This is a genomic window from Autumnicola lenta (genome assembly GCF_031846515.1).
Classification (GTDB): Bacteria; Bacteroidota; Bacteroidia; order Flavobacteriales; family Flavobacteriaceae; genus Autumnicola; species Autumnicola lenta.
The window spans coordinates 74,225-96,344 of record NZ_JAVRHO010000011.1 but is presented as its reverse complement, the minus strand read 5'-3'; the positions used below and the strand labels follow the sequence as shown (position 1 = coordinate 96,344).

Below are 22,120 nucleotides of genomic sequence, written 5' to 3'. Positions count from 1 at the left end.
TCAAACGGGGCCGAACCGAAAAGCCATATGAGTAGGAACTTAAATCAACCAAATATTTATGAATTTAAGAATTACATTTATTTTGTTAGCCATTATTGGCTCCATCAGTTTAACAAGTTGTTCAATGCGGCTTGTAGATTTTACCGTCATCAGCTCGAAAAATGTCAATTTAGACATAGACCGTTCTCAGGGAGTGAAAACTGAAGGTAAGAAAACTTACTTTCTTGGAATTGGATGGAACATTAAAGATGCTATGGATGAAGCATTAGAAAGCGCCGGCCCGGAATACGATCTTCTTATAGACGGGGTTGTTCGTTATGGAAGCTATCCATTTATTGCAACTGTTACCGTTGAAGGAACGGCAGTAAGTTCTTCTGCAATGAAATCAAGTATGAGTGAAGCCGGTTATAACGAATGGTTGAAAAACCAAAATATCCTAACAGAAGACACAGCTGTTGTGATAGAAGAATAGTCTATTTGGCTTACAAAATATTACTGAGGTTATTTAAAAAGTTAAACAATTGTTCTTCTGAAAAAAGTCAGATGAACGAAAGTATAGCTTCTTAGATAACCTCTTTTTATTCCCTTAAGAACATAATTACTTTAAATAGATAAGGGAACTAAATAAAACAAATCTTTACGCGTTTTTAAATACTGGAAAGCCGAACTTTCTTATTTTTACACAAAAATCTGAGTCCGCTGTATGAGCACATCTTTTGAACGGTATCAAAAACGCCGACTGATTTCTTCCTACTTTTCTGTAGTAATCAGTATTTCCTTAGTACTTTTTTTGTTGGGAATTTTGGGCTTGCTGGTACTCAATACCAAGAAAGTAGCCGATCATTTTAAGGAACAGATTGCGATGACCGTGTATTTTAAAGACACGGCCAAAGAAGTGGAGATTGAGCAACTGAAGAAGAGCCTGGCCATGGCAGATTACACTAAGTCGACCACTTATGTTTCCAAAGAAGAAGCTGCAGAAGAACACAGTAAGGAAATTGGAGAAGATTTTATGGAATTCCTGGGATACAATCCGCTTCAGAATTCTATTGATATTTATATGAATGCCGATTTTGTTTCTTCGGAACAGGTAGACGAAATTGCTGCAGAACTTACTGCCAAAAACTTTGTTGACGAAGTTATTTATGATCAACCCCTGATTGCTTTGCTTAACGAAAATGTGAAAAAGATAAGCTTTTGGGTGCTTGTAGTGAGCGCTATTTTCACGTTTATCGCAGTGCTACTTATTAACAGCAGCATAAGACTGGCGGTGTATTCCAAGCGTTTTATCATAAAAACCATGCAAATGGTGGGCGCCACAAAAGGTTTTATAAGAAGGCCTTTTATCTGGCAAAGTGTAAAATTGGGAATTATTGGCGCTATACTTGCGCTTATAGGAATGGCTGCCGTCCTTTATTATCTGAATAAAAGTTTTGGTGAATTAAACCTTTTGGGAGATGTGCAATTACTCGCAGCACTTTTTATAGGAATATTTTTAATGGGTGTGATTATCACCTGGATAAGCACATATATAGCGACCTCGCGTTTTCTTAATTTGAAGACCGATGAATTATATTACTAGGTGAGAAGTTAGAAGTTAGAAGTTAGAAGTTAGAAGTTAGAAGTTAGAAGTTAGAAGTTAGAAGTTAGAAAAATGTGAATTCTGAAATTGGGAAGAATTTTTCTGAACCAGAAATTATTAAAAGTTACAATTAGTATCAATTCAGAATACCGCATTAGAGAAAAAAATAAACTAAATGAGTAAAAAAAATAATCCTTTACCAAAGCAACAGACTTCCTTCATCTTCGGAAAAAAAAATTATACGATGATGTTTATTGGGTTGGGAGTGATAGCACTTGGCTTCATTTTGATGGCCGGTGGCGGCAGTGAAGACCCCAATACTTTTAATCCTGCTATTTATAATTTTCAGAGAATCCGCCTTGCACCAACACTTGTTCTTATTGGCTTCGCCGTAGAGGTTTATGCCATATTGCTAAATCCAAACCCTAAAAAAGCAAAATAAATTGGAAGCACTAGACGCTGCCATTCTCGGTATTATACAAGGATTAACTGAATTTCTACCCGTTTCCTCCAGTGGTCATCTAGAATTGGGAAAAGCAATTTTAGGTGATACCAGTGTTCCTGAAGAATCATTATTATTTACCGTCGTACTTCATTTTGCTACTGCCCTGAGCACGCTCGTGGTTTTCAGAAAAGATGTCGCAGATATTTTTAAAGGATTATTCAGATTCAAATGGAATGATGAAGCAAAATTTTCACTTAAAATAATCATTTCCATGATTCCCGCAGCACTTGTGGGGCTTTTTTTTGAAGAGCAGCTGGAAGTTTTGTTTGGCGGTAACATCATGTTCGTGGGTTTTATGTTGCTTATCACTGCCCTCCTGCTGTGGCTGGCAGATAAAGCGAAAAACACAGGAAAAAGTGTAAGTTACAGCAATTCCTTTGTAATTGGTGTGTCCCAGGCCATTGCAATGCTGCCGGGAATTTCCAGAAGTGGAGCTACTATTTCCACTTCGGTTTTACTCGGAAATGACAAAACAAAAGCCGCTAGATTTTCTTTTTTAATGGTAGTTCCTTTGATCTTCGGAAAAATAGCCAAGGATTTACTGGATGGCAACATTGCAGCATCTACTACAGAAGCTTCCATTCTTTTAATAGGTTTTATCACGGCTTTTCTAGCAGGTCTTGTTGCCTGTACCTGGATGATATCGCTGGTAAAGAAAAGTAAATTATCCTATTTTGCTATCTATTGTTTTTTCGTAGGACTTGTGGCTATTATCTTTGAATATGTGAATTAGCTATCTTTGTACTATGGATGCAAAGACGAATCAAATAATTATCGATTACTTAAAGGAATATGATCCCAAAGAAATTGCTGTTTTTGGCTCCTATGCCCGCGGAGAAATGGAACCTCACAGCGATATCGATATCTTGTATTCTCTGGATAAAAAAATATCCCTTTTTGATATTGTTCAGATTAAACTCGATCTGGAAGAAAAATTAAACAGAAAGATAGATTTTGTGTCTAAAAAAGGGCTAAAAGAATGGATTACTCCTTATGTGATGAAGGATTTGAAAGTAATTTATGAAAAATAGCCTTGGATACATTCAGGATATGTTGGAGCATATTTCCTACATCAAAGATTTCCTTTTTGATGTAAGCGAAGAGGAGCTGAGTAAAAATAAAGAAAAGGAGTTTGCTATCATTAGAAGCTTTGAAGTTATTGGCGAAGCCGGAAAAAAGGTAGATAAACACCTAAAACTAAAGTATCCCGGTATTCCATGGAGAAAAATGGCAGGTTTTAGGGACATTCTTATCCATGACTATGACAGAGTCATAACTGAAATCCTCTGGATTACAGCAACAAAAGAATTACCGCCACTCAAGGCGCAACTTCTTCAAATCATCGAAGATGAATCATAAAACTTTTACCCCAGAAGATTTTAAAGAGGGACAAATACTTTTGTTCGACAAGCCATTGGGATGGACCTCATTTCAACTCGTGAATAAAGTAAGATGGCTCATTAGAAAAAGCTGCGGAATAAAAAAAATCAAGGTTGGACATGCGGGTACTTTAGACCCCCTTGCTTCAGGATTGCTCATTATCTGCACGGGGAAATTCACCAAGAAGATTACCGAACTTCAGGGGCAGGAAAAGGAATACACCGGAACCTTCACTTTAGGCTCAACTACACCCTCTTACGATCTTGAAACTGAAATTGACAGCACTTTTTCCACAGACCATATTTCTGAAGACGATCTTCAAAAAACAACAGAAAAATTTAAAGGTGAAATTGAACAAATTCCGCCGGTTTTTTCAGCATTAAAAAAAGACGGAAAGCGACTTTATGAATATGCCCGAAAAGGGGAAGACATAGAAATACCATCCAGAAAAGTAAGTATTACTGAGTTTAAAGTGGAAACTGAAAAATTTCCGTTGGTAAACTTCAGGGTTGTTTGCAGCAAAGGCACTTATATAAGATCCCTGGCGCACGATTTTGGGAAGGAATTAAACAGCGGAGCACACCTTTCTGAATTAAGAAGAACGAGAATTGGGGGATATTCCGTAGAAAATTCACTCGATCTCGAATCTTTTGAAAAATTACTACCTTCCCGGGAAAATAAACCTGCCTGAGTGCAGTTTTAATTACCTATGGATTTTTTCGACAAACATAAAGCCCTGATAATAACCTCGTTGTTATTTGCCATTTTATTGCTGGCACTTTACAACTTCAATTTATCCAGAAGCAATCAAAAAACCCAGGAGTTTCTTGTGGACATCAATGAATATCAGCCTGAAGCTGAGCCTGAAAAAGAGGCCGAAGAAGAACCTGAGGAGACAGAACAGCAACAAAGCAAGCAGGTCCAAACGCACCGGGCTTACAACGAGAACCAGGAAGCGCAGGAGCAGAATTTCGACACTCAGCTTAACGAAATTTTTGAAAGGAACAGTGCTGCCCGAGAGGAATCTTCTGAAGAAGAAAGCGACGCATCAAACGGCGATTTTAACGTAAGCAAACCTGAAAGAAATCGCCCGCAAAAGAGATCAGACGGGAATAACAGCAGCGACAATATTTCTACACAAACCGGCGGAATAGACAATAGTTCTATAACTTATTCTTTAAGAGGAAGAACGGCGTTCGAAATTCCAAATCCCATATATACCTGTGATGTTGCTGGTAAAATCGTAGTAAATATTACTGTTAATGCTGAAGGTGTTGTGCAGGAAACCAGCATTAACAAAGCCAGTTCTACCTCATCTAATGCCTGCCTGGAGGAAAATGCGCTACGGTATGCCGCCGGAGCAAGATTTAGCCAATTAGCGGGCAGAAACTCACAACCGGGAACGATTAGTTATCAATTTAAACCTTAAAATTATGTCTGAAATTTCCCGATGCGGCTGGTGCGTGGGCGATCCGCTTTACGAAGCTTACCACGATCAGGAATGGGGTGTTCCCGTTTATGACGATAAAACAATTTTTGAATTTTTGCTGTTGGAGACCTTTCAGGCGGGATTAAGCTGGATTACTATACTTCGGAAAAGGGAAAATTTTCGAAATGCTTTTGATGATTTTGATTACCACAAGATTGCTTCATATTCTGAAGAAAAAATTCAGGATTTACTTCAGGACAAAGGAATCATCAGGAATAAACTGAAAGTGCGTTCTGCAGTAACCAACGCTCAGCTGTTTGTTGAAATTCAAAAGGAATACGGAAGTTTTAGTAAATACATTTGGGGTTTTGTAGATGAGAAACCCATTCAAAATGAAGTTGAAGATTATAAAAAAGCTCCTGCCACTACTGAAATTAGCGATAAACTGAGCAAAGATCTAAAGAAACGCGGATTCAAATTTGTTGGATCTACCGTGATTTATGCACATATGCAGGCCACCGGAATGGTAAACGATCACGAGGTTTCCTGTTTTAGATATAAAGAAGTTAAAGATTTATAGAGCACTTCCCAAAATGGCAATTATCTACCTACTGTTAATTGGGAGGAGAAATTTACTCTAAAAATTTTAGAAATTTTTTCCTGGGAATTTCTTCTGCACCCAGGCTCGCAAGGTGGTTTGTATAAACCTGGCAATCGATAAGTTGTACTCCTTCAGCTTGTAAATTTTTCACCATTTGAATAAATCCGAATTTTGAGGCATTACTTTTTTTGGCAAACATGCTTTCCCCGCAAAAAACCTGCTTTTCCTTCAGATAGATTCCGTATAAACCTCCAACCAACTCATTTTCTTCCCAAACCTCAACAGAAACCGCCAATCCCAGCTGGTGCAGCCCCTTGTAAGCATCAATCATTTCCCTGGTAAGCCAGGTTCCCGATTGGCCTTTACGATCTATTGAAGCACAATTCTGAAGTACTTCTGCAAAAGCTTCATTATAAGTAACCCGAAAATTGCCTTTTTTGAGCACCTGCTTCATACTCTTAGAAACCTTCAGCTTTTCCGGAAACAACACCATGCGCGGATCAGGACTCCACCAAAGTATAGGCTGAGAAGCGTCATACCATGGAAAAATACCTCTTTGGTAAGCGGCAGTGAGCCGCTTGAGCGACAAATCTCCGCCAATGGCCAGTAAACCATCTTCGCTGGCATATTCTATAGGAGGAAAATCATCATTTTGCCTGATAATATACATTCAGCCTTTTAACAATTATAAAGTTTTCTGAAATAAAAGAGGCTGTCCAAAAATGGCAATTTTCGACCTACTGAAGAATAATCAGCAAATAAAAATTATCATTTTTAACCAGCCTCCCGCTCTTTTTACTCAAAATACCTTAGAAAGGCAAATCATCGTAATCTTCGTCGTTCATATCATTTGCCGGTTCGAAATTATCTGGTGGTGGCACGTTTTGTCCTCCTGCAGTATTACCTGCTGCAAGATTTTCTATTCTCCAGCCCTGGATAGAGTTAAAATATTTCGTCTCTCCCTGCGGGCTTACCCACTCACGTCCACGTAAGTTTATTCCGATTTTTACTGGTTGCCCAACTTTGTAACTATCGAGTAAATCTGTTTTATCCTGAACAAATTCCACCATAATATGCTGCGGATATTGTTCTTCTGTAGTAACTACCACTTCTCTTTTTCTAAATCCGTTGTTACCAAAGGTTTTAGTATCACCAATCAGTTTAATCTTTCCTTGTACTTCCATTTCTTCTATTTTGCTAATAATAATTTCCAGGCTTCTTCAGGTTGATCTTCATCAATTAAGATTTGTGCCTGCCTATGAATTTCTTTTTTATTTCCTTTTTCTACAATTACGGCAATTTCTGGATTTTTTTCCAGGTATTGCTCTATTTCTTCTTCTGAAGGCAAAGCTTCCACATTTCCCAGCCTCCCCAGGTCATTACCAGTAAGAATTTTGCTGTTCCTTACTTCCTCCGGAAAAGCATCCACGCCAATTCCCACAGTTCTAAGGGGTTTTTTCACCTCAAAAAGTCCTGCATTTGCACGGGAATACCAGTTGCCTCCCATTCGAGCTACCTGATCTATTTTATGTGGATCTATAGCTCCCTTATCATCCAGAATTTCTTCTTTTATGTGCAACTTCAGCACTTCACAAATTACCAGGTTCCCGGCTCCTCCCTCACTTCCCAATTCTACGATTTCATTGACCCTACATTCCATTTGAACCGGAGATTCCGCTACGCGAAAAGGCTTAACCAACTCAGACTTCAGCATGGTGAGTCCGGCTTTTTCAAACTCATTTATTCCCTCTTCATACTCTGTACTGGAAAGGGACATTTGCTGCACAATATCATAATTTACGATATTTATTACGATCTCCATTGTCGCTTTTACGTTAATATAAGTGTGCTTCACCGTGTTATCCCTCCCTCTCCTTGAAGGTGAAAAAACCAGGATTGGAGGATTGGTACTAAAAATATTAAAATAGCTAAAAGGGGATAAATTGGGCCTTCCTTCCGCATCTACCGTACTGGCAAAAGCAATAGGCCTTGGCCCCACCGCACCCTGCAAATACTGGTGCAGTTCGCTTCTACTAACCTCCTTAGGTCCTATACTTAACATTTTTGGATTTTACACAAAGGTAACGAAACAACGAGGGAATGAAAAGAACGTGCACACAATAATATTCTTCTAAAAACGATTATCTTTAAAACGCATTAAACGTTGATGTCCTTCATGAATTTTACAGATGAGCGTAATTTTAGCCGTTGGTTTATCATCATTTCCTGTCTCGTTGTTGTAAGCCTCGTTCTTTGGAATACCACGATTTTTTTCCAACGCCTCAAGGAAGATGAGCGGTCAAAAATGAGCATTTGGGCGCACGCTCTTCAGGATTTTGAAGAAATGAGCCCAAATGAAGATGCAGCGCTTATTCTCGAAATTCTGAATAACAATACAACGATTCCTATAATCCACACCAATGATAAAGGGGAAATAGACTATACAACCAATATTGATCCTAAAATCCTGGATAACGAGGAACGCTTAAATGATTTGCTTCTCCAAATGATGGAAGAAAATGAGCCGATAATCATTAATCTTGGAGAAGGACAGGAACAATATATTTACTACGGAAATTCCCCCACTCTAAATAAGCTAAAATATTATCCTGTTGGCCTCACCCTTATCGGATTCCTTTTTATCGGGGTGGTTTATTTTTTCTATACAACCACTAAATCAAGCGAACAAAACAAGCTGTGGGCGGGAATGGCAAAGGAAACGGCCCATCAAATTGGTACTCCCCTCTCGTCACTTATAGGCTGGACAGAGATTTTAAAGGATGAAAACGTCAACAAAGATTACATTACAGAAATTGAAAAGGATGTAGACCGTCTTAAAACAATTACAGAACGTTTTTCTAAAATTGGCTCTGCGCCTTTGCTGAAGATTACAGATGTGGTTAAAGCCACTCAGGAAAGTTTTGATTATCTGCAGGTCAGAAGTTCCAATCTTATTGAATTTTCTATAAATGTACCTAAAAAAGCAATTGAAGTGGAGTTAAACCAACAATTGTATAGCTGGACTATTGAGAACCTTGTAAAGAATGCCATAGACGCGATGCGCGGTAAAGGAAAATTAAATATTGAAATTAAAGAAGAACCTAAATGGGTGTGTATTTTAATAAAAGATACCGGCAAAGGAATAGAAAAGAGTAAGTTCAAAACCATATTCGAACCAGGGCAGACTTCCAAAAAACGTGGATGGGGATTGGGTCTGTCGCTCGCAAAAAGGATTATCGAAGAATATCACAAAGGCAGGATAAAAGTTCTGCAAAGTGAGATCAATAAAGGGACTACTTTTAAAATTTCCCTTCGAAAAATCTAAAACTTTTTCAGAATTGTTCTTAGCTCATCGGGAATCCTGAAGGTTTTATTTTCGTCGAAATCATAACACACCACTACGTCTTCACCTTCAGCACATATTTCATCATTCTCATTCAGGATTATGTGATTCAGACTAAAACTGGAATTCTTCATTTCACCGAGTTTTGTTTTTACGATAGCCTTGCCGGGGTAATAAAGCGATTTTTTAAAATCACAATGTGTAGAAACAAGCATGGTTCCTTTGTTTGAGTTGTTGTAACTCTCATAAATACCGGTAGCTTCCCAAAAATTTACACGCCCGGATTGGAGATAACGCATATAGGAAACATTATTTACATGTTGATAAATATCCAGATCACTCCAATCAATACGTATCTCCAGGCTGAGTTTATAATCAGATAAATCCACTAAAGCACCACATTTTCCTTAATAGCATCTGCCAGCTCCTGGAATTCCTCTTCGGTCATTTCCTGATTTTTGGAGAAATCCATGTCCTGCATACTGTTCAATGGGATTAGATGCACGTGAACATGAGGTACTTCCAGACCAACCACAGCCATTCCCACTCTTTTACAGGAAACTGTTTTTTCCAGCCCTATTGCCACCTTTCGCGAAAAGCGCATTAACTCCTGATACATCTCTTCTTCCAGCTCAAAAATCTTATCGACTTCTTTTTTGGGTATACAAAGCGTATGGCCTTTTGCATTAGGTCTGACATCCAGGAAGGCAAGAAACTGACTGTTTTCGGCTACTCTGTAAGCAGGAACTTCACCTTTTGCTATTTTAGAAAATAAACTGGCCATAACTATATTATTTTTTACTTGTTAGTTCTTATAAAAGTAAAAATCCTTTCCGTAATTCTTAGTTAAAGAACATGAAAAGGATTTTCTATTTTGGGGTCAGAATTTAACTATTCCCGCCAGATTTCGAGAATATCGAAAGTTATTGTACCATTAGGCACCTGAATTTCTGCTGTGTCACCTACTTTTTTCCCAAGCAGGCCTTTTCCAATAGGAGAATCTACAGAAATTTTACCCGATTTTAAGTCAGCTTCGCTTTGCGCGACCAGCTTATAATTCATTTCAGCACCATTCGTCTGATTTTTAATTTTCACAAAAGAATGTACTAAAGCTTTCGAGGTGTCCAGCTGAGATTCATCTATCACCCTGGCATTAGCTACAATTCCTTCCATTTTAGAAATTTTCATCTCAAGCAGCCCCTGGGCTTCTTTAGCCGCATCATATTCGGCATTTTCACTCAAATCTCCTTTATCCCGGGCCTCTGCTATGGCTTCTGACGCTTTGGGACGCTCCACATCCCTTAACTGATTTAGCTCATCTCTCAATTTTTTGAGCCCTTCTGCTGTATAATAAGATACTTTGCTCATAACTTATACGTTTATATCTACAATTGAGGTTTTAAACCCTCGTTCATTTTTTTAAGTTTAATATCATAATGATGTTTGGTTTCTTTGCTTCCCGGAAGGGCGGGAATGAACGGCATTTAAAGTTTTTCCTGCCGTTATAAACTTTAGCTTCATTACTGAATAGAAAAAATCCCATTTTTAGGCGGGATTTCTATATTAACAAATGTAAGGAATATAAAGCTTCGGAACAATTATATTATTTTCGCATTCTAAAGATATTACCTGGAGAAAATCAATATTCAAAAGAAAAAGCTTTACTATAATTTAAATCACATGATAAAAAAGACAATTTTCGGCATATTCAGTATTTTGATGTTCTTAAGCTGCACATCTGATGATGATGAATACAGGAATAATCCAAATTTGGTCGACCTGAATTTCAGAATTCAGCTAAATCTGGATCTACCGGAATACAATAAGCTTCAATTTCCCGGAAATAGCTTTACTACCTACAGAGAGGGTATAAAAGGCATTGTAGTTTATAATATTAACAACACCCAATACATAGCTTTTGAGCTTAGTGATCCCAATCACCCACCAGGCGACTGCTCGGCAATGGTTGTAGAGGGAATTACAGCAAAATGTACTTGTGACGACGGGAATGAATACAATATCATAACGGGAGAATTGACAAGCGGAACCGGACAATACTCTATGAAACCTTACAGGATTGAGCGTCGCGGAAACTTTATTGAAGTTTATAATTAATGCTGAAAAAAAGTGAAGGTCGAAATTTGCCAATTTTCGACCTTCAAACAATTCGTTGATAAAATCCCGAAAGCTGAAAATCTTCAGCTTTCAGGAGAAAAAGGATTAAAACTTCAGTGTTAATCCGGCTAAGAAGTTTGTTGTCGCCTGTGGATAATATCCTGCACCGTCCAGAGTTTGTACGCCACTTGCAAAATCAGGATTTTCAACGTTAAATGTGTAGTAATATCCGTTAGAAACATATTCTTCATTAAAGATATTATTTACCAGCCCTGTAAAAACAATCTCTTCAAATACAGGTGCATCCCTCCAGGTATACTGCACATTAAAATCATTGATAAAATAGCTCTCCAACTTAGAATTTTCGGCTTCAATGTTACTCATGTATTGCTCTCCTACAAACTTTGAAAGCAACTTAAGCTCCAGTCCTTGTACAGGAGAATAGCCTATGATGTTGCCGGCAACAATTTCCGGGGAAAAAGAAATATCCGTTTTACCGTACTCTCTTAACTCCCCGTTAAGGGTTGAAACAAAATCTACATTTTTGTTTCGGCTAATGGCGATATTTGGCATTATTGTAAAATGGTCAGAAAGCCTGATGGTTGCGTCAATTTCCAACCCAAGACGATAACTGTTCCCGCTGTTCTCTCTAACAAAAGCACCAACATCATCAATTCCCCCTGTTAAGACCAATTGATTTCGATAATCCATCAAATAAAGATTGGAATTGATCTGGAAAGAAGGGCTGTTATACCTCCAGCCCAGTTCGTAATCATTCAGCTCTTCAGCTTCGGGGTCTCCATTTTCATAATCACTCCTTGTGGGTTCCCTGTGAGCGCGGGCATAAGAAGCATAAAATTGATTTTGAGTATTCATTTGATAAGTTAATCCTGCTTTAGGATTAAAAAATTCAAAAGAATCGTCCACATTAAAAAAAGTCCCATCATCAAGCAGCCCATGGGTTTCATAATTGACCGTTCTTAACTGCAGGTCACCATAAGCGGCAAGTTTTTCAGTAATAGAAAAAGTGGCCTTAGCATAGATATTAAAGTCGGTTTTCTTTCCTGTATTATCGTAATAAAGATCAGAGGGACCGTTATTTCGTGCAAACTGAGTGTAAATTACTTCACCAAAATGATCTCCTACATACCTGTTCCAGCCACCTCCAAGAACGGCGTCTACTTTTTCGTTTTCATAAGTTAAGCTGAAAACGGTTCCGTAGAAATCATTATCCAGCCATTCCCTGGAAACAAGATCTGAAGTAGTTACTTCTTCGCCACCTGCCGTGAAAGGTTGTAAACCAAATTCGGTTAGTGCAGCTTCTTCTTCATATTCCTGATAATATCCTCTCCCTTTCGTATAATGCAAGGCTATATTGGAAGACCAGTTTTCATTATAATCTTCATTCCATAGGAACTGATAATGATCCTGCCAGTAATTATCGGTTTGATCTTCATAAAACTGAACATTGCCATCATCATCGGTATACATTCCGGCGGGATTAAACCTACGGTTTTCCCTTAAAGTTTCCCCATCTATCCCATACCAGGCATGGTAAGTGGTTTCGGTACCACCAAAAGAAATCGCCTTTACCAGGGTATTATCATCTACATAAGTTCCCTGAAGAAAATAAGATTTCAACTCACTTTCTGCCCGATCTATATATCCGTCACTCCTGATTTTTGAAGCCCTTCCGGCAAATTCCCAGTGATCATTCATAAGACCTGTGCTGAATTCCAGCGTATGCTTGAAGGTATTATAAGAACCAATACTGTTCGCGAGTTGAGCTGAAGCTTCTTCCTGATAACGATCTGTAAGAATATTCAGGCTGGCACCAAAAGCACCCGCCCCGCTTGTTGAAGTTCCTACTCCACGCTGCAATTGAAGGTTTTGAACAGAAGAAGCAAAATCTCCCATATTTACCCAAAAAACACCCTGACTTTCAGCATCGTTAAGAGGGATACCATTTACGGTTACATTTACACGGGTTGCATCGCTTCCCCGCACTCTTATTCCGGTATATCCCACTCCTGCACCAGCATCACTTGTAGAGACCACGTTTGGCATATAATTCATCAACACCGGAATATCCTGCCCCAAATTGCGGTCTTCAATTTCTTCATTGGATAAATTGCTATAAGTGATAGGCTCTTGTGCAGATACTCTTACCGAAGAAAGGAAAACCTCATCAAGGACCTCTTCTGCAGTGCTCATATCCACATCCAGAACTTTATCCTGGTTTAAATTTACCTGGACGCGCTTCCTGTTTCCGAAGGAAAAGAGAATGGTATAATTCCCTTCCTGCAAGGTGAGGGAATAATTTCCATCTTCATCGGTCTGTGTTCCATTGCCGGTGCCGGTTGCAAAAACACTAACTCCTTCCAAAGGTGTTTCTCCTTCGGTTACAGTTCCCTGTAAAGTGTAATTTTGAGAAAAAGCCTGCATTGAAAAGAAAAGCAAGCTCAGGAAAAATAATACGTTTTTCATCCGTAATAAAAATTTTTACGAATAAAAGGGGCGATTATTCCTTGATTAATAATTGATTAAAAAAATAAATCCTGAAATTGCCTTGTGATTTCCGGCATTTTCAGGAGTACGCTATACAATGCGCAATTTCTTGCACTTTTCCCTTGGCAGCATTACCCGCCCAGGTTCATTGGGTATAATCTCAGCCCCCGTTTTGGCGGCACCCCTTTGAGATTTGCGGCAAATGTAAACAGGTTTTTTCAATAACCAATAATTTATTTCGTTTGATTTTAATAATGTAATTTAGCAGGGATATAATCATGCGCAACACAAGACAATCCATAACATTTAAGGTAGTTGCCGGATACCTTATTTTAGCCCTGCTTGTTGGTGCTGCTACCTGGTTTGTCTACACCCAGGTAATTGCTTACACGAACCTTAGCCAGTACAACAATAGCAATAACGAACAACTTTTTATGGTGAGTGAAATCACCACCGACCTCTATGAAACTGAAAACATTAGCCGACGTTTAATCCAGGCAGGGAAGGAAGAAGATGTGGAAATTTACAGCGCACAAATAGATAGCATAAGGGAAAATATACAATTGCTGAAAGAGCGATATTCTGATTCTTTAATGCAAACCGGGCTGGACAGCATAGGTAAATTACTAACGCAAAAGACAGAAAACCTTCAGGAGCTACTGGAACTTAGAAAACAAGACAGGAACACCAATTACTATTCGCAGGTCCTACGGGAACTAAGAAGAGTGGACGAATCTTTTGCTGAAGATGATTATGAAAGGCGGTTCAATAATTTAGAGCCGCACCAGCGAAATGTTCTTATAAGCTGGCTGGAATATGCCAAGGAAGACAACGCTGAAACCCTGACTAACAAGACGGCAGATTCTTTAGTAAATTCTGTAAAACGGGTACTGAGTGAATTGGAATACGCAAACCGCGAATTCCGGAAAACAGTACTGGAGAAAGAAGACCAATTACTGGATAATGACCTGATCCTTAACCAGCAACTGCGAAGCTTGCTTTCTACAATCGAACAGGAAGAGCGGGAAGCATCATTAGTACGTACAGCAAATTCTCAGGCAATGCTGGAGAGAACTTCTCAAATTATTTTCTTTGCAGGCATTGTAAGTATTATTATTATTCTGATTTTTTTAATTCTTATTTTAAAAGATATTTCCCAAAGCCAGAAGTACCGGCTGCAATTGGAAGAAGCCAAGAATTTTGCCGAAACGCTCTTAAAAAGGAGAGAGCAATTTATGGCCGCCATCACCCACGATCTACGTTCGCCGCTTACGACTGTAATAGGTTATTCAGATTTAATGAAGAAAACAAGGCTGGAAAGCAAGCAGGGTCGTTACCTGGAACAGATAAGAAAATCTTCAGATTTTATCCTGCACCTGGTAAATGATCTTTTGGATCTTTCTAAACTTGAGGCAGGTAAAATGCTGGTAGAAAGCCTACCATTTAATCCGAAGAACCTTATTGAAGATACTGTTAACAATAATATCCCGGCAGAAACAAAGGACGAGGTTAAGGTAATTATAGAAGCTTCAGAAGAAACCGATACTGATGTACTTAGTGATCCTTTTCGTATCAAACAAATCATTGCGAACCTCGTAACCAATGCTTACAAGTTTACAGAAGAGGGTGAAATTCGTGTAACCTCAAAGATTGTCAAAAAGAAAGCGGACTGGCTGGTGATTTCTATAAAAGACACTGGAATAGGAATTTCTGAAGCAAAGCAGGAAGAGATCTTTGAAGAGTTTTCCCAGGAAAACAGTAAAATTGAAAAACAATATGGAGGAACAGGCCTGGGGCTAACAATTACAAAAAGCCTTGCGGGACTGTTAAAAGGAGATATTAAGTTAAAGAGCAAACCGGGAGAGGGAAGTGAGTTTATTGTCTCCATACCTATAACCTGTGTTACTGTAAAAGGACAAAAAGAAGAATTAAAACCTAAAGTAAATCCTGAAAAAGTGGACCTGAGTGGCAAAAAAGCTTTGGTCGCCGATGACGAAAATTCCCAGCTGGCTTTAACAAGCGAACTGGTAAAATCAATTGGCTTTAGTTGTGAGACCAGTGTAAACGGGAAACAGGCCCTGCAGAAATTAGAAGCTGAAAAGTTCGATCTTGTATTAACAGATATTCAGATGCCAATAATGGACGGTTTCGCACTTATCAGGGAAATAAGAGCCACACCTCAGTTAAAAGACATTCCCGTGATTGCCCTATCTGGGCGAAGGGAAATTTCTTCGGAAACTTATCTCGATGCAGGATTTAACAAGAATCTGCTAAAGCCATACCAACCTGCCGATTTGCTCAGCACAATAGCTGAAATATTTAAGGTGGAAATTCAGTCTAAAAAACATAAGAAACAACAACAAAAAAATATTACCACGGCATATGACCTGGAAGAAATTTACCTTTTTTCCGGTGGTGATGATGAGGCTATGGAAATAATTATAAAGGCTTTTCTGGATAGCTCAAAAGAGAATGTTGCAGGACTCGAAAAAGCTTACAAAGAAAGAGATACGGAAACGTTGGGCAAGATTGCCCATAAAATGCTCCCTATGCTAAAGCAGATGAAAGCCGCTCATGTGGTTCCGGTCCTGGAGAAACTTGAAAGACAGGAGGAAGTTTCAGACTCAGAAGTAGATTTGACCATCAGGGAGTTAAAACAATTAATGAAAAGCCTGGAAACCGAGGTTACAATTTAATCCCGTACTGCTTAAGTTTGTTGTATAACGTTTTGCGGTCTATAGAGAGTATCCTGGCAGCTTTGCTTTTATTCCCACCGGATTTTTCCAGGGCATCAAGAATAAGCTGCTCTTCGTTCTTATTTCTAAACAAACTATAATCATCATCAGATTTCTCTGCAGTAGAAATTTCGTGAGGCAAGACTTTTAGAGGTATTAAATCCTCCTGCGTAAGCAGCACCGCCCTTTTTACCATATTCTTTAGCTCCCTGAGATTCCCCGGCCAGCTATAATTTTTAAAAGCATCTACTGCCTTATCACTAAATCCTAAAACATTCTTTTCCAGTTCAGCATTAGCTTCATCCAAGAAGTGTTCAGCAAAGATCATCAAATCGTCTGTGCGCTCTTTTAAAGACGGCACCTGTATAGAAAATTCATTTAACCGGTGATACAAATCTTCCCTAAATTCTCCTTCTTTTACTGCCTGAGCGAGATCTTCATTAGTTGCCGTTACCACCCTTATATCTACTTCTATTTCATTATTACTCCCTACCGGCTTTATCCTTCTTTCCTGAAGTGCTCTTAACAACTGTACCTGTAGTTCGTAACTTAGATTACCTATTTCGTCAAGAAACAAGGTTCCGCCGTTGGCAGCCTGAAAATGACCGGTTTTATCATTAATAGCACCGGTAAAGGAACCTTTTAGGTGACCGAAGAATTCACTTGAAGCTATTTCTTTTGGAATGGCCCCACAATCTACAGCAATAAATGGCGCTCCTTTCCTTTTACTCTGGTTATGGATACTTTTTGCTACCTGCTCTTTTCCGGTTCCGCTTTCCCCCATGATAAGAACAGACATATTTGTTGGTGCTACCAGCTCGATATAATCATTGAGCTTTTTGGAAGCATCACTCACCCCTTTTACAAAACTACTACCTTTAAAAGAACTATTCGCAGTTTTCTTTTCCGGCGGGCGCGAAGGCTCCTCCTGCTGAACAGATCGCACCGAGTTGTGGTCCAGTGCATTTTTAATTGTCTGTAAAATCGATTCCGGCCTAAAGGGTTTGGAGACGTAGTCAAAAGCTCCAAATTTCATTGCCTGCACAGCCATACTAATTTCAGCATAGCTTGTCATTACTATAACCTCTGTTCCTTTGTTAGCAACTTTTGCTTCTTGAAGTATGTCCAGCCCATTATCATCCGGAAGACGTACGTCGGTAATTACCATATCAAATTGAACGGAAGAAATCTTCTTATAAGCCTCTGCAGCAGAAAAAACCAGTTCTACATTATAATCCCTTTTTACTAAAAAGGTCTTTAACATTGTTCCAAAAGCAACGTCGTCTTCTACCAGGAGAATTTTTGCCATAGTTATTGAGAAAGTATACCTACAAAGTTAACAATCTTTGCATCATACGATTTTAAAATCGGACATAAAAAAAGAGGTCCTTAATAAAAAGACCTCTTTCCTACAATTGTAAATTACATTATAACTTAGAATTGTTAGTATCCATTTGCCGGATGAAGGGATGAGAAACCATCCTTTCATAATTCACCTAATAAAATAAAGAAATGTTCCTGGTGTTAGTTGTTAGTTGTTGGTTTTCGGAAAAAATCCGAAAAGAACATTTCTTCATCTCATTTGTCGGGATAACAACTTTTAGTTGTTATTATTCTCTGTCCATCCGTTGCTGAAAGAGTCGGCTTCTCTTAAATTCCAGCATTTAAAAATTATAAAATTTACTTCTACTCTTGCTTTTCTTCAATCCATTTACCATCAGCATCAGCTACTACATTTTTGGATTCTCCGTCTACGTTAATAGCAATTTTGTAAACCTTTTTCCCCTCATCATCGGTCTTCACCCAAGCCTCTTCCGTAGTGGCGCCTTCAAAATCTTTAATAACCGCTACTTTTACAGCTTGAGGTAAAGCCATAATTTCAATCGTTTGAAAATCATCAGTTTGCTGCTCTTGCTCTACTTCCACTATTTCTTCTTCCATATCTGTAGCCTGAGCCTGGATATCATTGGTTGATATTAAAAAGGCGGCAGCTGCAATTAAACTTAAACCTAGCTTTTTCATAATTTCATTATTTTTATAGTTAATGTATAATCAATAGTGGGAAAATTATACCAAAATTCAATTTTTTTTTAAAACACTAATTATCAAATGAATACGTGATTAAAATATAAGAAATTTTATAATTTTATGTAGAACATCATGCGGATTAAGAAAACCTTATGTAGAAAAGGCTCACACCACCTTCCCACAGTCCGGCAAATAAAAAGAGGCTCTTTTGAAGCCTCTTTCTAATCCGAAAATCTAAATAATTCGACAATTCTCTTGTTCAAATTAATTAAATCAATTTATCTATCTAACCTACTACCATAATGAAAAGATTGTACCATCTATGAGAAATAAGTCCTTATTCATATAATCCCCCTGTTTTAAACACATTGCGCGGTTTACAAGGAATCTTACAGCTAAAAAATATTTGGGGAAATGTGTGACTGCTTCCACATTTATGTGGAAATTTTTCACGCCCCCTCTACTTTAAGGGATCTTTACGATTTGCCTTTTTTTCAGAATTTATCTTCTTTTTCTTTAATCTTTTCATTTTGGAAGCTTTTGAAGGCCTTGTTTTTTTCCTGATTTTCGGCTTTTTCAGAGAATCCTCAAGAATATTAAAGAACCGCTGCGAAACATATTCTTTATTTTTATGTTGACTCCGGGATTCATCACTCTGCAGAATCAAAATATTCTCTTTTGTAAGACGAGTTTCCAACTTCTTAAGAATTCTTGTTTTTTCTTCTTCAGAAATTCCGGAAGATTCCCCTACATCAAAATGGAGCTCCACCTTAGATGCAGTTTTGTTCACGTGCTGCCCTCCCGGACCAGAACTTTTAACGGCTTTATAGTTTAATTCCCTGAGTAACTGCTCCCGGTCCACTATTTCTAATTTACCTGATGGGACTTTTTAAGAAGATCTGCCACGCTTTTTACAGGATTAAACGTAGAAACAGGCACCTCAACAAAAACAGTATTCCATTTTGCCATTGCACCGTTCCATAAGCCGGGGCGTTCTAAAGCTTTTAAAGGCTTTCCGTCTTTTGTTTTATCTGCAATAAAGCTGGTCTTTGGATCTACATATTGATTGAGATCAAAAGACTTCCCTTTGTAATCTTTTAGTCCGCATACAATATCCACCGGATTAAAATGAGTGGCTTCCTGAGCTGTTTTTAATTGTTCAGGATTATCCTGATCTATTTGTGCACCTTCAATAATCTGCAGTGAAATTTCACCATTTTCATCCCTAACAAGGAAAGGACCTCCCCCGGGCTCACCTTCATTTTTCACCATTCCGCCCACTCTTAGCGGCCGGTTGATTTTATCTTTGAGATACTGAATTTTTTCTTCCGAAGAAAGTTCGGCAAATTTCTCTTCCAGACTTCTGAAAAGTTCATTTTGAAGAAACTCTGAAATTTCCTGTATTTCTTCTTCAGAAACATTCCCGGAGTCAAGTTTATTCAAGTAGTTAAAACACTTTTCCTGAAGCTTCAGCAATTTCCCACCTAACATTTTCTTGTAATGAACTACTTCAGAAATATTATCTTCAGTCACTACATTATCTATATTCTTTAGAAAAGCAAGATCTGCTGTTTGATTGTTGAGATTTTCTATAAGTGCGCCGTGACCCCCGGGACGAAAGAATAAATCTCCTTCTTTAGTACGAAATGGTTCATTGTTATCATCAACTGCAATCGTATCTGTTTTAGGATCCTGAAAAGAATAGGACACCTCGAATTTTACTCCTGCTTTTTCTTCAGCTCTTTCTTTAATATTTTTAAACTCCCACTTAAATTTATCCTGATGCTCTTCAGAAATGGTAAAATGCACTTTCGCAACTCCGTCAACCGCAATATATTCCGCCGCTTCAATTAAATGCTCTTCAAAAGCCGTTCTTAAGCCAGACCTGTATTTGTGGAAAGGGACAAGTCCTTTTGGATAATCACTTAAATCCAACCCCTCTTCAAACAGCATATTTTTCACAATAGCCAGATGTTGCTCATCATGAGAAAGTTCGTCAAAATTTTCTGTATTCTTTCGGGCATAGTCAAGCGCAAGGCTGTAGAAAGGAAGCTGATCTATTTTTTCAAAAAATTTCTGAAGTTTTTCATCATCCTGTTTATCCAGATAGGAACGCAAGCCTTCTTTTGAAGGATCGAACTCATCCACGAAATTGTGTAAAGCCTTAAACATTCTTGTTGCAGCTCCAGAGGCAGGCACGAATTTTATCACCTCCAGTTTTTCTTTTTCAGAATCATACAAAGAAATAAATTCCTGCTTCTCGTCTTCAGAAAATGCAAAAATTCCCTTACCGGCAGTTGCAGCTTCGCTTATATCTACCTTTATATTTCCTCTTTTAAAAATTTTTACCTGGTCTTCTACTTCCTGTTCGCTGATTCCTTTTTCTTTAATCTGCGCAGTATCTTTTTCGCTGAGCTTCACTTTTTAATTTTTAGTTGGTTATTAATAATTGAAACAGCGGTTTTAAAACGTTCTTCTTCATCACCCTTTAAAACCACAAATGGTTTATTATTCTGCTCAAGTGCAGCTTTAAACCGTTGAAACATCCCAATGCGATCATCTGGTTTATCCCGGAGATCGTCGGGCGTCCATTCCACATCAATATACGTTAAAAAATATAAATCGTAGTGGTTGTTTAACGCATGTTTAAGAAGTAATGGCGGGCAGTATCCGTTATAATAAGCCTCAGAGTAAACTTTTAGCTCCAGCAAGTCGGTATCACAAATTAGTAAATCTTCCGTAACAGCAGCCAGATCATTTTCTCTTTTCATCTGCCCTTCTGCAATCGGGATTAAATCTTCCGGCTGACAAATCTCCTTTTCTTCGTCCCACTTTTTCTGAAGATATTCCCGCATATATTCCTTTACCCACACAGTATTGTAATGCGCAGCCAATTGTGTAGCAAGAGTGGTCTTTCCTGTAGATTCAGGACCAAATAGTACTATCTTTATGCAGGACGCAGATCGTTGCGCAAGTCTTTCTTCCATGCTCTATAACCGTAAATGGCAATTATTGTAAATGCAAAATATTGAATAGCCGTAAAAGCGAGGCCTTTATAGAAGTACAGGGGCACCGAAATTATATCTCCAATAATCCAGAAAATCCAGTTTTCAATTTTCTTTTTAGCCATCTGCCACATTCCCACGAAAAATATTGCCGTGGTAAATGTGTCGACATAGGCGGTCCAGTCTGTCCATTTCTCAAAATATTCGTAAACCAGAAAAACGAAAAGCAAAGTTCCCAAAAAGATGAATAGCGCCTGCCAATTCTCCTTCCTGGTGGTATTTGTGATTGGGGTAAAATGGGTAGCATCTACTTTTCTTGTCCAAATATACCAGCCATAAATACTCATGGAAAAATAATAGGCATTAATCATCATGTCTCCCAAAAGACCATAGACGGCGAGAATATAAACAAAAAGGGCCGTGCTGATAATACCCGTTGGATAAACGAGAATATTATTGTTCTTGGAATAAATTACACTTAAGAAACCAAAAACAACTCCTATAAGCTCCAGGACGAGGAGGTGCGTAGGAATCCCATAGTATTGTTCGAAGAAGAAATCAAAAATCGGCTGCATAGTCGCTAAGGTCAGATTTTACAATTTTCACGTGGATTAGTCCGCGTTCTATGGCTTCAAAAGCAGATTTTATTTCAGTGTTCAGGAGTTGCATAATTTCATTATAATCTCCATATATCTGAGTACTTAATGGATTCTCCCGGATCGTTAATCCTGAAGCCCTTAATGTTTTGATAAAATCGATAATTGCCGGTTCATAATTATCCTGTATTGGCGTAAGGGTAAGCTCTACTGAAATCTGCATACTATGAGTTTGCTCAAAGGTAAAAGGATACTATAAAAATCTCATGAAAATTGCCATTTTTCCCTGCATA

At 38.3% G+C, this 22,120-nt stretch carries 26 protein-coding genes; 12 read left to right on the top strand and 14 right to left on the bottom strand.

The window, feature by feature from the left end; genetic code table 11:
* Positions 1-58: 58 nt before the first annotated feature.
* The 9 genes from RM545_RS09510 (at position 59) to RM545_RS09470 (ending at position 5,476) form a co-directional block, all read left to right on the top strand.
* On the top strand, positions 59-472 hold the full coding sequence (locus tag RM545_RS09510) for a hypothetical protein (protein WP_311495091.1): 414 nt from the start codon (positions 59-61) through the stop codon (positions 470-472).
* Positions 473-703: 231 nt separating this feature from the next.
* On the top strand, positions 704-1,582 hold the full coding sequence (locus RM545_RS09505; protein ID WP_311495090.1) for a cell division protein FtsX: 879 nt from the start codon (positions 704-706) through the stop codon (positions 1,580-1,582).
* 175 nt (positions 1,583-1,757) lie between these two features.
* Positions 1,758-2,024: a DUF3098 domain-containing protein gene (locus tag RM545_RS09500; RefSeq protein ID WP_311495089.1), complete on the top strand. Its 267-nt coding sequence runs from the start codon at positions 1,758-1,760 to the stop codon at positions 2,022-2,024.
* Position 2,025: 1 nt separating this feature from the next.
* Positions 2,026-2,820, top strand: a complete 795-nt coding sequence (locus tag RM545_RS09495) for an undecaprenyl-diphosphate phosphatase (protein WP_311495088.1) — start codon at positions 2,026-2,028, stop codon at positions 2,818-2,820.
* A 13-nt stretch (positions 2,821-2,833) separates the two neighbouring features.
* Positions 2,834-3,118, top strand: a complete 285-nt coding sequence (locus RM545_RS09490) for a nucleotidyltransferase family protein (RefSeq protein WP_311495087.1) — start codon at positions 2,834-2,836, stop codon at positions 3,116-3,118.
* On the top strand, positions 3,108-3,446 hold the full coding sequence (locus tag RM545_RS09485) for a HepT-like ribonuclease domain-containing protein (protein WP_311495086.1): 339 nt from the start codon (positions 3,108-3,110) through the stop codon (positions 3,444-3,446). Before RM545_RS09490 ends, RM545_RS09485 begins: the two co-directional genes overlap by 11 nt.
* On the top strand, positions 3,436-4,158 hold the full coding sequence (gene truB / locus RM545_RS09480) for a tRNA pseudouridine(55) synthase TruB (protein ID WP_311495085.1): 723 nt from the start codon (positions 3,436-3,438) through the stop codon (positions 4,156-4,158). Before RM545_RS09485 ends, truB begins: the two co-directional genes overlap by 11 nt.
* 18 nt (positions 4,159-4,176) lie before the next feature.
* The gene (locus RM545_RS09475; protein WP_311495084.1) at positions 4,177-4,896 is read left to right on the top strand and encodes an energy transducer TonB family protein; all 720 of its coding nucleotides are present in this window, start codon (positions 4,177-4,179) and stop codon (positions 4,894-4,896) included.
* 4 nt (positions 4,897-4,900) lie between these two features.
* Complete coding sequence (locus RM545_RS09470) at positions 4,901-5,476, top strand: DNA-3-methyladenine glycosylase I (RefSeq protein WP_311495083.1); 576 nt, start codon at positions 4,901-4,903, stop codon at positions 5,474-5,476.
* Positions 5,477-5,528: 52 nt separating this feature from the next.
* Here RM545_RS09470 and aat read toward each other — a convergent pair whose 3' ends face one another.
* The 3 genes from aat to RM545_RS09455 form a co-directional block, all read right to left on the bottom strand.
* Positions 5,529-6,167 carry a leucyl/phenylalanyl-tRNA--protein transferase gene (aat, locus tag RM545_RS09465; protein ID WP_311495082.1) on the bottom strand — a complete coding sequence of 213 codons (639 nt, stop codon included), beginning with the start codon at positions 6,165-6,167 and terminating at the stop codon, positions 5,529-5,531.
* A gap of 139 nt (positions 6,168-6,306) precedes the next feature.
* Positions 6,307-6,681 carry a DUF3127 domain-containing protein gene (locus tag RM545_RS09460; RefSeq protein WP_311495081.1) on the bottom strand — a complete coding sequence of 125 codons (375 nt, stop codon included), beginning with the start codon at positions 6,679-6,681 and terminating at the stop codon, positions 6,307-6,309.
* Between the two features lie 5 nt (positions 6,682-6,686).
* Positions 6,687-7,559: a flavin reductase family protein gene (locus RM545_RS09455; RefSeq protein WP_311495080.1), complete on the bottom strand. Its 873-nt coding sequence runs from the start codon at positions 7,557-7,559 to the stop codon at positions 6,687-6,689.
* Positions 7,560-7,673: 114 nt separating this feature from the next.
* Between RM545_RS09455 and RM545_RS09450 the strand changes: the two genes are divergently transcribed.
* On the top strand, positions 7,674-8,822 hold the full coding sequence (locus RM545_RS09450) for a sensor histidine kinase (RefSeq protein WP_311495079.1): 1,149 nt from the start codon (positions 7,674-7,676) through the stop codon (positions 8,820-8,822).
* On the opposite strand, the gene RM545_RS09445 is transcribed toward RM545_RS09450, so the two are convergent.
* The 3 genes from RM545_RS09445 to greA form a co-directional block, all read right to left on the bottom strand.
* The gene (locus RM545_RS09445) at positions 8,819-9,229 is read right to left on the bottom strand and encodes an acyl-CoA thioesterase (protein ID WP_311495078.1); all 411 of its coding nucleotides are present in this window, start codon (positions 9,227-9,229) and stop codon (positions 8,819-8,821) included. The genes RM545_RS09450 and RM545_RS09445 overlap by 4 nt on opposite strands.
* Positions 9,229-9,624, bottom strand: a complete 396-nt coding sequence (locus tag RM545_RS09440) for an HIT family protein (protein WP_311495077.1) — start codon at positions 9,622-9,624, stop codon at positions 9,229-9,231. Before RM545_RS09440 ends, RM545_RS09445 begins: the two co-directional genes overlap by 1 nt.
* A 107-nt stretch (positions 9,625-9,731) precedes the next feature.
* Positions 9,732-10,208: a transcription elongation factor GreA gene (gene greA, locus RM545_RS09435; protein WP_311495076.1), complete on the bottom strand. Its 477-nt coding sequence runs from the start codon at positions 10,206-10,208 to the stop codon at positions 9,732-9,734.
* A gap of 312 nt (positions 10,209-10,520) precedes the next feature.
* On the opposite strand from greA, the gene RM545_RS09430 reads away from it, so the two are divergent.
* The gene (locus tag RM545_RS09430) at positions 10,521-10,955 is read left to right on the top strand and encodes a Rieske (2Fe-2S) protein (RefSeq protein WP_311495075.1); all 435 of its coding nucleotides are present in this window, start codon (positions 10,521-10,523) and stop codon (positions 10,953-10,955) included.
* Between the two features lie 105 nt (positions 10,956-11,060).
* On the opposite strand, the gene RM545_RS09425 is transcribed toward RM545_RS09430, so the two are convergent.
* The gene (locus RM545_RS09425; protein WP_311495074.1) at positions 11,061-13,442 is read right to left on the bottom strand and encodes a TonB-dependent receptor; all 2,382 of its coding nucleotides are present in this window, start codon (positions 13,440-13,442) and stop codon (positions 11,061-11,063) included.
* A 299-nt stretch (positions 13,443-13,741) separates the two neighbouring features.
* On the opposite strand from RM545_RS09425, the gene RM545_RS09420 reads away from it, so the two are divergent.
* Complete coding sequence (locus RM545_RS09420; RefSeq protein ID WP_311495073.1) at positions 13,742-16,159, top strand: hybrid sensor histidine kinase/response regulator; 2,418 nt, start codon at positions 13,742-13,744, stop codon at positions 16,157-16,159.
* Here the strand turns inward: RM545_RS09420 and RM545_RS09415 are convergent.
* From RM545_RS09415 to RM545_RS09385, 7 genes are all read right to left on the bottom strand, one after another.
* Positions 16,149-17,507, bottom strand: a complete 1,359-nt coding sequence (locus tag RM545_RS09415; protein WP_311495072.1) for a sigma-54-dependent transcriptional regulator — start codon at positions 17,505-17,507, stop codon at positions 16,149-16,151. The genes RM545_RS09420 and RM545_RS09415 overlap by 11 nt on opposite strands.
* 377 nt (positions 17,508-17,884) lie before the next feature.
* Entirely contained in the window at positions 17,885-18,220 is a 336-nt protein-coding gene (locus tag RM545_RS09410) for a hypothetical protein (RefSeq protein ID WP_311495071.1), read from the bottom strand.
* A gap of 466 nt (positions 18,221-18,686) precedes the next feature.
* Positions 18,687-19,088 carry an alternative ribosome rescue aminoacyl-tRNA hydrolase ArfB gene (arfB, locus tag RM545_RS09405; protein ID WP_311495070.1) on the bottom strand — a complete coding sequence of 134 codons (402 nt, stop codon included), beginning with the start codon at positions 19,086-19,088 and terminating at the stop codon, positions 18,687-18,689.
* Between the two features lie 5 nt (positions 19,089-19,093).
* Entirely contained in the window at positions 19,094-20,647 is a 1,554-nt protein-coding gene (locus RM545_RS09400; RefSeq protein WP_311495069.1) for a DUF4301 family protein, read from the bottom strand.
* Positions 20,644-21,213 carry an AAA family ATPase gene (locus RM545_RS09395; RefSeq protein ID WP_311495068.1) on the bottom strand — a complete coding sequence of 190 codons (570 nt, stop codon included), beginning with the start codon at positions 21,211-21,213 and terminating at the stop codon, positions 20,644-20,646. The genes RM545_RS09400 and RM545_RS09395 overlap by 4 nt, the downstream gene beginning before the upstream one ends.
* Positions 21,174-21,806, bottom strand: a complete 633-nt coding sequence (pnuC, locus tag RM545_RS09390) for a nicotinamide riboside transporter PnuC (protein ID WP_311495067.1) — start codon at positions 21,804-21,806, stop codon at positions 21,174-21,176. Before pnuC ends, RM545_RS09395 begins: the two co-directional genes overlap by 40 nt.
* Positions 21,790-22,050: a thiamine-binding protein gene (locus RM545_RS09385; protein WP_311495066.1), complete on the bottom strand. Its 261-nt coding sequence runs from the start codon at positions 22,048-22,050 to the stop codon at positions 21,790-21,792. Before RM545_RS09385 ends, pnuC begins: the two co-directional genes overlap by 17 nt.
* Positions 22,051-22,120 lie beyond the last annotated feature (70 nt).